At 58.4% G+C, this 13,336-nt stretch carries 12 protein-coding genes, 1 tRNA gene and 1 pseudogene; 6 read left to right on the top strand and 8 right to left on the bottom strand.

Annotation, left to right across the window (positions count from 1 at the left end):
* Positions 1 to 13: 13 nt before the first annotated feature.
* The 3 genes from NSJP_RS12365 (at position 14) to cysC (ending at position 3,796) form a co-directional block, all read left to right on the top strand.
* Positions 14 to 1,825 carry a tetratricopeptide repeat-containing sulfotransferase family protein gene (locus NSJP_RS12365; RefSeq protein ID WP_172834316.1) on the top strand — a complete coding sequence of 604 codons (1,812 nt, stop codon included), beginning with the start codon at positions 14 to 16 and terminating at the stop codon, positions 1,823 to 1,825.
* Positions 1,826 to 1,987: 162 nt separating this feature from the next.
* Complete coding sequence (locus NSJP_RS12360; RefSeq protein WP_080887190.1) at positions 1,988 to 3,250, top strand: PepSY-associated TM helix domain-containing protein; 1,263 nt, start codon at positions 1,988 to 1,990, stop codon at positions 3,248 to 3,250.
* A gap of 6 nt (positions 3,251 to 3,256) precedes the next feature.
* Positions 3,257 to 3,796 carry an adenylyl-sulfate kinase gene (cysC, locus tag NSJP_RS12355; RefSeq protein ID WP_080887189.1) on the top strand — a complete coding sequence of 180 codons (540 nt, stop codon included), beginning with the start codon at positions 3,257 to 3,259 and terminating at the stop codon, positions 3,794 to 3,796.
* Positions 3,797 to 3,838: 42 nt separating this feature from the next.
* On the opposite strand, the gene NSJP_RS12350 is transcribed toward cysC, so the two are convergent.
* The 7 genes from NSJP_RS12350 to NSJP_RS12320 form a co-directional block, all read right to left on the bottom strand.
* Positions 3,839 to 4,210 carry a DUF3015 family protein gene (locus NSJP_RS12350; protein WP_080887188.1) on the bottom strand — a complete coding sequence of 124 codons (372 nt, stop codon included), beginning with the start codon at positions 4,208 to 4,210 and terminating at the stop codon, positions 3,839 to 3,841.
* 175 nt (positions 4,211 to 4,385) lie between these two features.
* The gene (locus NSJP_RS12345) at positions 4,386 to 4,583 is read right to left on the bottom strand and encodes a hypothetical protein (protein ID WP_080887187.1); all 198 of its coding nucleotides are present in this window, start codon (positions 4,581 to 4,583) and stop codon (positions 4,386 to 4,388) included.
* Positions 4,584 to 5,081: 498 nt separating this feature from the next.
* Positions 5,082 to 5,156, bottom strand: a tRNA-Thr gene (locus NSJP_RS12340).
* A gap of 193 nt (positions 5,157 to 5,349) precedes the next feature.
* Positions 5,350 to 5,823 (bottom strand): arsenate reductase ArsC, encoded by a 474-nt coding sequence (locus NSJP_RS12335; protein ID WP_080887186.1) that lies wholly within the window; start codon positions 5,821 to 5,823, stop codon positions 5,350 to 5,352.
* Complete coding sequence (gene arsB, locus NSJP_RS12330) at positions 5,820 to 6,935, bottom strand: ACR3 family arsenite efflux transporter (protein WP_231989376.1); 1,116 nt, start codon at positions 6,933 to 6,935, stop codon at positions 5,820 to 5,822. The genes NSJP_RS12335 and arsB overlap by 4 nt, the downstream gene beginning before the upstream one ends.
* On the bottom strand, positions 6,932 to 7,792 hold the full coding sequence (locus NSJP_RS12325) for an arsenite methyltransferase (RefSeq protein ID WP_080887184.1): 861 nt from the start codon (positions 7,790 to 7,792) through the stop codon (positions 6,932 to 6,934). Before NSJP_RS12325 ends, arsB begins: the two co-directional genes overlap by 4 nt.
* Positions 7,793 to 7,841: 49 nt before the next feature.
* Positions 7,842 to 8,156 carry an ArsR/SmtB family transcription factor gene (locus tag NSJP_RS12320; protein ID WP_080887183.1) on the bottom strand — a complete coding sequence of 105 codons (315 nt, stop codon included), beginning with the start codon at positions 8,154 to 8,156 and terminating at the stop codon, positions 7,842 to 7,844.
* Positions 8,157 to 8,497: 341 nt separating this feature from the next.
* On the opposite strand from NSJP_RS12320, the pseudogene NSJP_RS12315 reads away from it, so the two are divergent.
* Positions 8,498 to 9,373 (top strand): annotated as a pseudogene (locus tag NSJP_RS12315) (YihY/virulence factor BrkB family protein); the annotation flags it as partial.
* Positions 9,374 to 9,428: 55 nt separating this feature from the next.
* A complete protein-coding gene (locus NSJP_RS12310) occupies positions 9,429 to 10,979 on the top strand; it encodes a DUF748 domain-containing protein (protein WP_231989375.1) in 1,551 nt (516 codons plus the stop codon).
* A gap of 71 nt (positions 10,980 to 11,050) precedes the next feature.
* Here NSJP_RS12310 and NSJP_RS12305 read toward each other — a convergent pair whose 3' ends face one another.
* The gene (locus NSJP_RS12305) at positions 11,051 to 11,626 is read right to left on the bottom strand and encodes a hypothetical protein (protein ID WP_155970147.1); all 576 of its coding nucleotides are present in this window, start codon (positions 11,624 to 11,626) and stop codon (positions 11,051 to 11,053) included.
* Positions 11,627 to 11,840: 214 nt separating this feature from the next.
* Between NSJP_RS12305 and NSJP_RS12300 the strand changes: the two genes are divergently transcribed.
* Positions 11,841 to 13,295 (top strand): TolB family protein, encoded by a 1,455-nt coding sequence (locus tag NSJP_RS12300; protein ID WP_080887180.1) that lies wholly within the window; start codon positions 11,841 to 11,843, stop codon positions 13,293 to 13,295.
* The last annotated feature ends 41 nt before the right edge of the window (positions 13,296 to 13,336 follow it).

Here is a 13,336-nt window from a genome sequence, read left to right as displayed (position 1 = left end):
CGATGAGGCCCTCATGACGCAGCAGACTCCGAGCACACCCCCGACATTGCTCGATCTGATCAACGCCGCGCTGAGGCGCGACGACTCCACCTCTGCCCTGGGCCTGTGCGACGAGCGTCTTGCACTCCTACCGGACGATGCTGAGGCGCAGCGGTATCGTGGCCAGATCTATGCTTGGCAGGGCGACTTCGAAGCAGCCCGTGCTGCAGCGCGGCACGCCACGGAACTGGCACCGAACGATCCGCGCGCCTGGTCTGACCTGGGCCGCGTGTGGGGTCTATCCCATGACTGGCCGGCCGCCGTCCGCTGTTTCCGACAGGCTGTGAGTCTTCAAGCCGACTATGCCGATGGCTGGCACAATCTCGGGACAGCTCTCAAGCAGGTCGGCGAACAGGAGCGGTCGTTGGTTTGTCTCCAGCGGGCACTGGCCCTCGAACCCACCCGCGCCGAGACCTATCTGGCGATGGGAGGCCTCTTGGTCGAAGACGGGCAACTCGACGAAGCGCTCTGGTGCTTTGAGCGGGCCGCAGCCCATGCCCCGGATTCGTCGCGCGCGCGAAACCGTCTGGCCCAGGAACTCTCCGATTTTGGTCAAGTGAACCAGGCCGATCTCTTGTTTCGACATTCGCTCAGCTGCAACCCTCGCGATCTCGACGCCTGGTTCGGCTTGGGCCAGGCCATGGAGGATCTCGGCCGTGCCGACCTGGCTCCGACGTGCTACCTAAACATATTGACGCAGCAGCCAAGCCACAGCTTGGCGCTGAGCCAGTATCTGATGGTGACAAAGAATGAAGAAGAAGCGGCTCCGTGGGCCGCGCAGGCCCAACTGGCACTCACCAGGCGCGATGCCCCGGATGAAGCCATAGCACTCGTGGGCTATGGCCTCGCGAAGTATCATGATCGGCGCGCCCAGTATGAACAGGCCGCCCAATCAGGACAGGCGGCCAATGCCGCGCGCAGGCGAACAGCGGGCGCCTTGGATCGGCAGGCGTTGCAGGCACGTGTGGACGGGATCAGCGGGACCTACACGGCGGACTTCTTTACCGACCGACGCTCGTTCGGCATCGGTACGGATCAACCCGTGTTCATTGTCGGACTGCCTCGGTCTGGCACCACACTGATTGAACAAGTCCTCTCCGCGCATCCGGCTATGCATGGAGCCGGGGAATTACCCGATCTCGCCCGTCTGGCCGTGCAATCGATAGCCGGACAGAAGCAGGCGCCTTGGAAAGCCGCCGCATGCTTACAGGATGAGATGACCAGCCGCCTGCTGGCGCATGAATATCTGCAGGCGCTGCGCCGCAATGCCCCGCCGGACTGTCCCCGCATCAGCGACAAGCAGCCCCTCAACTTTTTCCACTTGACCTTTGCCGCGCTGTTGTTTCCCAATGCCCGTGTGATCCATTGCCGGCGTGATGCCAAGGACAATGCCCTGTCGATCTGGATGGAGAACTTCAACCCGGATCAACGCTACGCCACGGACTTTGCCGATCTGGCCTTCTTCCGCACGCAATATGAGCGGCTGATGGCGCACTGGCATGCGGCCCTGCCGCTCACGATCCTCGACGTCCAATACGAGGACGTCGTGGCGGATCTCGAAGGGCAAGCACGGAGATTGATGACCTTTCTCGGTGCACCCTGGGACGACCGCTGTTTGAATTTCCATCAGCAGGAGCGCGCCGTCCAGACGCCCAGCCGCTGGCAGGTCCGCCAGCCGATCTATACGAAATCCGTCGGCCGCTGGAAACACTACGCCCCTTACTTGCCCGAGCTGACTGAGGCTTTTTCGCAACAGTCCCCTGACTCTTCTGCCATTCCTCAGTGAGATCCCACCTCCTTCACGTCCAAACGGAAACTAATTCGCCAAGCATATCGGGATTTTGGTCTTCTCATTCGTCTTACTCAATGGATGGATGCTCATCCGGGCTACCCTTGCGTTTGGAGCCCGTGCTGTATGAGCATAGGCCCATCCCTCGGCTAGATATCTATGAATCACCTCATGCTGCTCATGCATCGATGGGCGGGGTTGGTCATGGCGGGATTTCTCGTCATGTCCGGACTGACCGGTGCGGTGATCTCCTGGGATCACGAGCTGGACGATTTCCTCAATCCACATCTCACGCACGTCACGAGCCAGGGACCGACCATCCCGATCCTCGACCTCGTGAAGACCATCGAGTCGCGTGATCCCCGGGCACAAGTCACGTTCATTCCGCTGGCGCACGAGGCGGGTGACTCTTTAGTTTTTGGCGTCGATTCCCGCGTCGATCCCCAGACGGGCCGGCTGTACGAACTTGGCTACAATCAAGTGTTCATCGACCCGGTCACGGGGCGGGAGCTGGGCCGGCGGGAGTGGGGCGCAGTCTGGCCGGTCACAAAGGAGACGTTCGTCTCGTTTCTCTACCGGCTGCATTACACGCTGCACCTTCCCGAGCTGTGGGGTATCGACCGGTGGGGCATCTGGCTGATGGGCGGTATCGCCATCTTATGGGCGCTGGATTGCTTCGTGGGTTTGTACCTGACCCTTCCGAACCGCATGTCGAAAGAAACCGTTCATGCCCATCCAAGCTGGTGGATGAGATGGAAACCGTCCTGGATGGTCAAACTGTCGGGCACGCTCAGACGAATCAATTTCGACCTCCATCGCGCGTTCGGTCTCTGGGCGTGGGGCCTGTTGTTCATGCTGGCCTTCACGGCATTCTCGCTCAATCTCTACCGGGAAATGTTCTATCCGCTCATGTCGCTGGTCAGTGAGGTGACGCCGTCTCCATTCGACGTGCGGGAGCCGAGCGATAAACATCATCCCATTGTGCCGGTGGTCGGCTACGAGTCGATTCTCGACCGGGCCAGGCAGGAAGGACTCCAACGAGGCTGGGAAGAGCCGCTTGGCGAGATCTTCTACAACCAGGAATTCGGCATATACGGAGTCAGCTTCTTCCATCCCGGGGATGATCACGGCGCGGCGGGCGTGGGTCCCAGCGCGTTGTATTTCGACGGAAGCGACGGCCGCTACCTCGGCGATCGCCGACCGTGGAAAGGCACGGCGGCAGACATTTTCGTCCAAGCCCAGTTCCCCATGCACTCCGGCCGAATCCTCGGTCTGCCGGGCCGCATCCTCGTGTCGTTCCTCGGACTGGGAACCGCCGTCCTCTCCGTGACCGGCGTCATCATCTGGTGGCGCAAGCACGGGGCCTATAGCCGGCGAGCCCAGCGCCAGGCGGACCATCTCAATCTCATTCCCACGGGATAACGCGCCGTGACCGAGCAGACCGCGAACGGATTCGTCGTCTGGCTGACCGGCCTGCCTGGAGCGGGCAAGAGCACATTGGCTCGCTTGTTGGAATCGGAGCTTCGAGGGTTCGGCCTGGCGGTCGAACGGCTCGACGGAGACGAAGTCCGGCAACATCTCACCAAGGACCTGGGGTTCTCCAAGGAAGACCGCATGGAGAACGTCCGCCGTATCGCCTATGTCGCCAAACTGCTGTCACGAATCGGCGGCGTCGCCATCGTCGCCGCGATCGCTCCCTATGCCGAGGCACGACGCTCAGCCAGAACGGAGATCGGCACGTTCGTGGAAGTCTTCGTTCGATGTCCGCTTGAGGTCTGCGTGCAACGCGATGTGAAAGGACTGTATGCCAAGGCCTACCGAGGCGAGATTGCTCAGATGACCGGCGTATCGGCCCCTTATGAGGCACCGGTCAATCCCGAAGTGATCGTGGATACCGATCAGGAACTCCCCGCGCAAAGCCTCAAGAAAATCCTGCATCAACTCCGGGTCATGAAGCTCGTTCCCTAAGTCTCTTATTCCCCTCTGCCTGGACTATTTACTAAGATTCCTTCATTTCACGAGGGCGCGAAGCTGCTGCATGTGAATCGTGCGGTCGGGTGGCACCACGGCTTCAAACCGCTGCTGGGCCGCTGCCTCAAACGTCAGCCGGGAGTCTTCTTCCACGCCTAACACAGATGCCAGCGAGGCCAGATGTTCTCCCTCGCCCCGAGCAAAGTCTTGTTCGAGATCGAGCCAACCGTATGCGGCAAAGGCCACAAGCTTGTAATCAGGTTTCACCAGTCCATCCTCGGTCCACCAAGCATGCGTCGAATCGGAGGCGGTATCAGGGGTTACATCAAAGAAGCTCGGAGCAAAGGAGCAGCCGGTCATGGAGACGAGCAGGAGACTCATGCATAACGAGTGTGTGTACATGCGTCGCATGCGGTCCTCATTTTAATCAGCTGCATGCCCACCCGCAGGCGAACAGAATTCTGTTGCTCTTTTCAGACTTACGCTGATCGATCGTTTCTCAGACTCCTCCTCAGAACCCTTCTCAGAGCTCTCCCCCCTTCCTCATCTGTGGAGCAGGAAGGGGGGATTCGTGAGAAAGGCGCGACTAACGGTAGGCGTCGCGGGCGCCTTCGCGTGCTCCCTCACGGGCTGCTTCCCGTGCATCCGAGCGCGATTCCGCCGCCGATGGCCTTTCCTCATGAATGATCGTCGGAGCTGGAGGTGGATAATGCTTTTCAGTCGTACAGCCCGCAACCAAGCTGACGGGCAGACCTAATATCAGCACGAACATATATTTCTTCATGGGGTCCTCCTCCTCAATTTTTCTGTTGGTGCACTAGTGCAAACGTTAGGCCTTGTGCCAGAGAGGCCAAGGGGATGAACAAGCTATTAAGAAATAAGGGGATAAATGATGTCAGGCTATCAGACTTGTTGCGCCATCACACACCTTGTCATGGGTGAGGACAAGATGTCCCGCAATCCTGATTCGGATACTGAAAGTGAGGTGGGTCAGCTGTTCGGCGGAACTGTGAAAAGGAACACTGAACCGTGGTGGGTGATATCAATTATCTGTGCTTGGACTGAAATTGGAGGATCCGATTGAACCGACGACCTCCAATTAGCAACCGTGAGATGGAACTCTTGCTCGTGACAATACTCAATCTGCCACAACCAAATTACTTCAGAGTTTTATTGTGCCGCCAAGAACAATAGTACGGCTCCGAATCGGGGCGAGCAGGGCATGACCTACCCTCTTCGAAGCTTTGACGGTTGGAGTTTTATCATGGAGGTCCATGAGGAATGGAGCTGGCGAGAGGAATTGAACCTCCAACCGGTGGTTTACAAAACCACTGCTCTGCCATTGAGCTACGCCAGCTTCCGTTTATTTGGCGAGTACTTTTCGCACGGCCGCGAAGGGGCTCGGATGCGGTGCAGTGGATAGCGTAGTGGAATCCCGCCAGCTTTTCAACCGTCTGAGCCTTATACGCCGGTGACAGATCCGCGTATCGTTTCTACCATGGCGATCGTCTCCCTTCGCCAATCTCTTGCGATCAAAAGGTCCACTCCCGTCATCGCCCGCGATCAGTAGTGTCGGTGACACAGCAGTAGCACGTCAACGCCGCAGGAGACAGCCGCATCTCCTGCAGGCAAAACCGACAAATGCGATCGGCGATCTCGTCACGGACTCGTACGAACGCCTCCCGCCGCACCGCTTCCGTGACGGAGGCCGGATCGTCGAAGCTCCAGTGGAGCAAGCGGGAGGCTGAGGGAAATATCGGGCACGTCTCCTTGGCCCGATCGCACACGGTAATGACGTAGTCGAACTGCTGGCCGATGAACTCTTGGACGGACTTGGATCGGTAACCGCTCCTCTCGACGCCAAGTTCCTTCATCACCGCGACTGTCATGGGATGCACGCCCACGGGATGCGTGCCAGCGCTAGCCACGTCGAAGTGGTCTCCGGCAATCAGGGTCAGCAGCGCCTCGGCCATTTGGCTCCGGGCTGAGTTTCCCGTACAGAGAAAGAGGATGCGCGGCTTCATGCGACCTGCTTCAAAGGAAACCAGTGGCGAGTGCGGGTACAGATGCCGCAGACGGAAAGCATCACTGGAACCTCGACCAACACGCCGACGACCGTTGCCAGAGCGGCGCCAGATTCCGGACCAAAGAGGGCAATGGCTGTTGCCACGGCTAGCTCGAAGAAGTTACTCGCCCCAATCAACGACCCTGGGGCCGCAACCGCATAGGGCACGCCCAGCCGCTGCATCAGGCCATAGGCCAATGCGGCATTCAGATATACCTGCAGCACGATCGGTACCGCGATGAGCGCCACGTGCCATGGATTGGTGAGGATGTTGTCGGCCTGAAACGCGAAGATCAGCACCAGTGTAAGCAACAAGGCCGCAATGGTGACGGGTGCAAATCGTGGCAAGAAGTCGTCGGTGAACCATCGCGCTCCATACTGACGCATGAGCCATGCCCGGAGGAGTGTCCCTATGGTCAGTGGAATCACGACGAAGGCCAGCACCGAATACCACAGGACGGCATAGGGCACCGAAAGCGACGACGCCCCACTGATCAACAGACCAATGATGGGAACAAACAGCACCGGCATCAGCAGGTCATTCACCGTGACCTGAACCAGCGTATAGGCCGGATCACCGTCCGTGAGGTAGCTCCAGACGAAGACCATGGCCGTACAGGGGGCGGCGGCCAGGATGATGCATCCGGCGATATACTGCTCGGCTTCACTGGGCGTCATCCACGCGGCAAAGAGGTAGCGAAAGAACACCCAAGCGAACAGCGCCATCGAAAAGGGTTTTACCAGCCAGTTCACCACGAGCGTGACGAATAGGCCCGTTGGCCGCTGCCCGACCAGACGCAGCGAGGCCAGGTCGACCTTCATCATCATCGGCACGATCATCAGCCAGATGAGCAGCGCCATGGGCAGATTGATGTGGCTGCCCTCGCCTACTTCCAGGCTCCGGAGATGCTGAACGATCCCCGGAAACGCCCGGCCGAGCCCCACGCCCATGAGCATGCAGCCGACCACCCACAGGCTGAGATAGCGTTCGAAGAGATTTAGTCGTTTGGCTGCCTGCGGGACCGGAACCGTCAACGCGACATCCATGGTCGAGTTTCCTGGCTGCTTCATGCGCAGCAGCTTGGACCGCAACAGGTCTTCGCCGATGCGGGTTTGATGGCCCGGACGAATCCGCTCATGAACTTCCCATCGATGCTATGGGCCACCGTCTCAACGTCGAGCCCCGCACCGAGGAGGAAGCCTCGCGCGTCGGCTGCCGAATAGACCCGAGTGGGTTCAATAGTGATCTGTTCAAACCCGGCCCGGCGTAAGGTCTCGCGATAGACCGACTCCTCCAACGCCCCCGCGACACATCCCGCCCACAGCTCCACGCTATGGCGGATTTCCACCGGCATCTCGCCGCGGATCACAATGTCGGAGACCGCGAGGCGGCCGCCGGGCTTGAGCACGCGAAACGCCTCAGTCGCCACGCGGTCTTTATCGGGCGCCAGGTTGATGACACAATTGGAGAGAATCAGGTCAACAGACTGATCCGGGAGCGGAATCTGCTCAATGTCGCCCTTGAGAAACTCCACGTTGGTCATCCCGACTTTCCGCTGATTCTCTCGCGCCAACACTAGCATCTCATCGGTCATGTCCAGCCCGTAGACTTTCCCAGTCGGTCCAACCCGCCGAGCCGAAAGGAGCACGTCGATCCCGCCGCCTGATCCCAGGTCCAGCACCGTCTCGCCTGGTTGAATGCTGGCCAAGACCGTGGGATTACCGCAGCCGAAGGAGGCACGCAGCGCCTCGGCTGGTAGTTCTGCGGTCTCCTCGGCTCCGTACAGGTTGCCGGTAATCGGATCCAAGGCGTCCCCTTGGAGCACGTGACCGGTTCCGCAACAGGACGGTTTATCGCTCTGGGCCTGGCGCGCCGCCTGGCCATATTCGTCTCGTACGTGCGCTTTGATATCGGCAGGACGGTTCATCGAGCACCTCACATCAAGAAATATTGATTCATCGGAGCCAAAAAAAGAGTCAACAGCACCGGCGCCCAGCCCCCCCAGACTTCGCCGCCCGCTTTAATGTCTTCACCAGTTCCTCCAAGCTCTCAATCGCCTCGGGATTGATCGCGTAGTACATCCAGCGTCCTTCCCGACGATCCAGAATCAGGCCCGCCTCCTTGAGCACCTTGAGATGGAACGACAGCCGCGACTGACCCGCCTTCATCGCCTCAGTGAGTTCGCAGACGCACCGCTCGCCCTCCTTCAACTCTTCCAATACTGCTAGGCGCGTCTCGTCGGATAATGCGTGAAAGAGCGAGACGGCGTTGACACTTCCTGTGTGCGGCATGAAATACCATACATCAATATATTTTGATGTGTCAATTCGGGAAGAATGCGTCTAATGTTCATGAAGCGTCTCCTAGCCCACGTGAACAGGAAGCCAGCAATCAAGACAGAGATCCTCGGCTGCCGTCGAATGCCTCAGGAGTCCTATATCAATCGGCCACGGGAATAGCCCAGCTGCGTCCGTTACCCGTCGATCCTATATTCTCTCCAGCTCTAGCGTACGAGTCCCAATCGCCAAGGCAGGAAAGATAGCCACGACCCAAGACCAGTGAGGAGATTCAACACGTGATCGTCTGGCAATTATTGAAAAACACCTTCTCCGAATAGACGAAAGACAAGGCACCCAAACAGGGGGCCGCCTTGGCGTACTACACCGTCTTTTCCATTGTCCCCTTGCTGGTCGTCATCATTGCGATGATTGGTCTCGTCTTCGGACAAGAAGCGGCGCAAAGCTACATCCTGCAGCAGATTTCGGTGTTGATTGGCGAACAGAGTGCCGACGCCATCAAGGACATGATTCAACGGGCCACAAAGCCGACGACCGGTATTCTCGCGACGATGATCGCCTTGGCGACGCTCTTGTTTGGCGCGTCGGGCCTCTTCGGCGAGCTTCAGGATTCACTCAATACCATTTGGGGTGTGGAACTGAAGGAGGGACGAGGAATGACGGGACTTATCCGAGACCGGTTTCTTTCCTTCCTGACAATATTAGGAACTGGCTTTCTCTTACTCGTGTCGCTCGTCATGAGTGCCGGCCTGGCAGCCACGGGAAAATGGTTTGAAGGATGGCTGCCCTTACCCGAGTTCCTCCTGCACGCGCTGAACCTGCTCGTGTCGGTGATCGTGATCACCGGATTGTTCGCCATGATGTTCAAAGTCCTGCCGGATGCCAGGGTTGCATGGAGCGATGTGTGGATCGGATCCCTGATGACCGCCGTGCTTTTCACGATTGGGAAGTTTGCGATTGGGCTTTATCTGGGCAAAAGTGACATCGGATCGGCGTACGGATCGGCGGCCTCTCTGGTCATTGTCCTGCTCTGGGTCTATTACTCCGCGCAAATCTTTCTCTTTGGCGCCGAGTTCACCAAGGTGTACGCCAATACTTACGGCGGTCGCATCATGCCTTCTGAGAATGCCACGTCCACACAGGATCCTCAGGTATCGGTTCGATTGCCGGAGAGCAAGGATCGCTCGCGCCATCGCCAGCCGGCGGCGTGAGGGATTCTCTATTCTCTCCCCTACAGCACCTAACTAGTATGCATCAATGGGCCGCATGAAACTCTTCGCCATTATTCTCGCCGTATTCCTGGTTCTCGTTGGGGGGATTCTCGTCTTCGTCGATGAGCCTCTACGAGCCTATGCTGAACGGCAACTCAATGAGCACGTCGAAGGATACACCTTCAAGATCGGCGGCCTGAGCTTTCATCTCTTGGGCTTTTCTATCGATCTCACAGATATCACGGTCAGACAATCGGCCCATCCCGATCCGCCCATTGCCAAGATTCCCAAGTGGCATGCAAGTGAGCACTGGCGGGAACTCCTGTCCGGGACCTTGGTCAGTGACCATAAGATCGATCATCCTGTCCTGCACGTCGTGCGTGTCCAAGCCGTCACGGAGGCCAAGGAAGGCAAGGCCGTGTCAGACCGTGGTTGGCAAGACGCAGTGCTGGCCATCTACCCGCTGAACATCAATGAATTACAGATCACCGACGCGGACATTACCTACAGTCAGCATAACAACGCCAAACCTCTGCACGTCAGCCATGCGAATTTTCAGGCGGGCAATATTCGCAATGTTCGGTCACAGGAAGCCGAGTATCCGTCCACCGTCCACCTCGACGCGATTGTCTTCGATAAGGGGCGTCTCGCCATAGACGGGCATGCCGACTTTCTCTCGGAGCCGTTCATGGGCGTGAACGTAGACATCGACATGGACGACATGCCTCTGGTTGACTGGCTGCCGGTCACGGCTGAGCGCCAAATCCACCTGACGCAAGGGCAGCTGTCCATGAAGGGTCACGTGGAATTCTCGCCAAAGAAGGAATTCGTGGAATGCCAGCAGTTCACGCTCCGCGATGCGAAGGTGGATTTTGTGCACTCAGCACGGACAAAAGAAACAGAAAAGCAGACGGGTGCCACGGTGGCAGATGCTGCCGACGAAGCCGCCAATCATCCACGATTGTTGCTTCGCATCAACCGTGGGACGATCGCCAACGGTGAATTCGGTTTTGTGAATCGGGAGGCCAATCCACGCTATCGCGTCTTTATATCAGGAACGACGATCGATCTTGAAAACTGGAGCAATCAATTGACCGAGGGCGTCGCGACGGTAAAACTCAAGGGGATGTTCATGGGGAACGGCGAGACAGATATTCAGGGCGCCTTTCGGCCGGAAACTCAATCTCCGGATTTTGATCTCAATCTGAGGATCTGGAAAACGCATGTGAAGTCCATGAATGACTTGCTCCGAGCACATGGCAACCTCGACGTCGTGACTGGCGTCTTTTCTGTATTTGCCGAGATGCACGTCAGAAACGGGACGATTCGCGGCTATCTCAAGCCATTATTCAAAGATATCCAAGCCTATGACCCGGCGCAGGATCGCGACAAAGGAACGTGGACGAAGATCTACCAAAAGATTGTGGATGCCGCCGCCGCGCTTTTGAGGAATACGCCTCGGAAGGAAGTCGCAACCAAGACCGAGCTGTCGGGACCTGTGAAGAATCCGCAAGCCAGTACATGGGAACTGGTCGTAAAACTAATTCAAAATGCCTTCTTTGAGGCCGTCCTACCGGGCTTTGAGAAACTGCCAAAGGCGTCATAGGTTGGTCGGCATTGGGCGCTAAGCCACGACCAGAGGAGGGCACTTTCTGTGGTGCCCTTCACTGAGGCTGATCAGGACTGCAATTCCGGGATATCTCTCACGAACAGGTCGAACATGGGCCCTTCCATGAGTTGGCGGGCTTCACACTTCGCCACGAAATCGATCGGGATTTCCAGTAAGGATGGGGCCTTCCCGGTGGCCTGATTGAATGTCAGGATGTGAAAATTCTTGAGTCTGGCGAAATATTTTTCGATGTCCTCGTCGGACGCATAGCCGACATAGTACGAAATCCCGTCACGGCGCTTCTGCACCTCTAACGACGGCTTTCCTCCTCGTTTCGATTCCAGCGACTCGCTGCATTCGGAAAAACCAAATACGCCCACCGGGAGGTTCTGAATTTTCATGCCGCTTTCCTGTTCGGTCAAGGGACGGAGATGGTGCGTTCGCCGCAACTCTTCCAGCAGAACGTCCTGAAGCACGGTCTTACCCTTCGCCACCTTTTCGGCTTCGCCGCGCGAATCGGCAGGCCGGCTGCTCTGACTCCAGAGGGCGGACAGCTTGAACGACGGACTCCACGCAGCAGTCAGATACGCGGTCAACACCAACGCTCCCAATATTGCGACGAGTCCCGGATACAACCATTTCATGTCGGCAAGAATACCCTCGTTTCTGCTTCGAAGCAAAAGGATCAGGGCCACTCGGCTCTATCCGTCAACACAACCGTCCGTCTTTCCCTTCACCCATTTATATTCTTGCTCCCGGATTCGCCATTTTCCTACAATGCCCTGAGATGACCAACCAGGGGCCCGCCCGGAGCACCAGCGGCCCCACGCACGAAACGACGCGCTGAGGAGGTCAACTATGTGGGCAATCATTGTTGCGCTTCTAGTGATGCTCGTCGGATGCAGCAGCGGCGGAGGAGGAGGCACCTCGGACGCCACACCGATCAGTTCCGCTCCCGCTTCACCGGCCGGCCTGATCTGGGGACGAACCGCCGGTTCCCAAGAATCCCTCTTTCGCAGTCAAAGCGACGGAAGCGGTCAAGTTACGCTGGTGGACGAACAAGGGATCCGCGCCACGTTTGCCAAACTCGCCGGATCGCTCGTGATCTATCAGACGCAGGCCGTCCCATTTTCCGGCGGCGACCAGCGTGACATCTGGAAGGTATCCACGTCGGGCGTTGGCCGGCAAGCGCTGGCGAATGCCACGGACGACGAGATCGTCCGGGACGTGGTGGGATCCCGCGTCATCTACGATCAGATCATCTCCTTGCCGAGCGGTGTCCGACTGAACGACCTGACCAGCGTGGTGACGGACGGCAGCGGACGAGCGGTCATTGCCGCCGCCGTAAGGACTCCGGGAAGCGAATCCATCGCGAATTATGAAGGCAGCGTTGCCGGGAAAGTCGTCTATAGCCGGAACAGCGGGCTGTACAGCCTCTTGCCAGACGGCAGCGATCTTCGTCCGCTCGTAAATGCTCCGGGCAGTCCCAGCGGCCAATACACCTTCACGGGCATGCAGGGATCGGTCGGTTCGTCGGTGATTTTCTCCGCCAGGCCCTCGTCACCACCGCTTCCCGATCTCTACGACGTTCCGGTCAACAGCGGAGCGATCGTGCCCTTGGCCTCCGATCCGGATAATGACTTCCTCGGGGGCGTGAACGGCAACCGTGTCGTCTATCACCGCTGTAGCGGCCCTTGCGATCTCTACAGCGTCGCAAGCGACGGAAGCGGCACGGTTCCCCTTTCCACCGACCCGGGGAACGAATTTTTGGAAGAAATGGTCGGTGGGCGCATCGTCTATACCCGGTCGGTCAACGGCCAAACGGACATCTACAGCGTGAACGCAGACGGTACGAACCCGGTTCCCCTCGCCACCTCGCCTGCCAACGAAGGCGTCGAGGGAAAAGTGGGTTCCAGAGTCATCTTCCGCCGCACCGATAGCAACGGAAACGACAATTTGTACAGCATCCAGGCCGACGGCACCGGCGGTGAAATTCCGTTGGCGACGTTCTCCGAAGACGACTCCTTCGGCGGGGTGGTCGGCTCCAGAGTGATCTTTGAACGGATCATGGGCTCGAACGTCATGAGCAGTCCGCGAGCGCTCTACAGCGTGCTGTCGGACGGCACGGGATTGGAGCAACTGACGCCGGGGACGTCGCTGGATGAATTTGCGGGAGCGGCCGGAGGGTTCGCTTGCTTCGAACGGACACAGTCGGGCCAGCGCGATCTGCTATGCGTGCCGGCCGACGGCAGCAGCCCTGCCGTGCCGATCGCAGCGACGTCCGCGGACGAATACTTTATCACCGGCTTGTAATCGCGTGGTATGGATCGGAGATCCCCGGACCACAGGAGGCC

Origin of the sequence: Nitrospira japonica (genome assembly GCF_900169565.1) — a bacterium.
Lineage (GTDB): Bacteria > Nitrospirota > Nitrospiria > Nitrospirales > Nitrospiraceae > Nitrospira_C > Nitrospira_C japonica_A.
The sequence above is the reverse complement of the archived record's forward strand: the minus strand, read 5'-3'. Positions and strand labels throughout refer to the sequence as shown.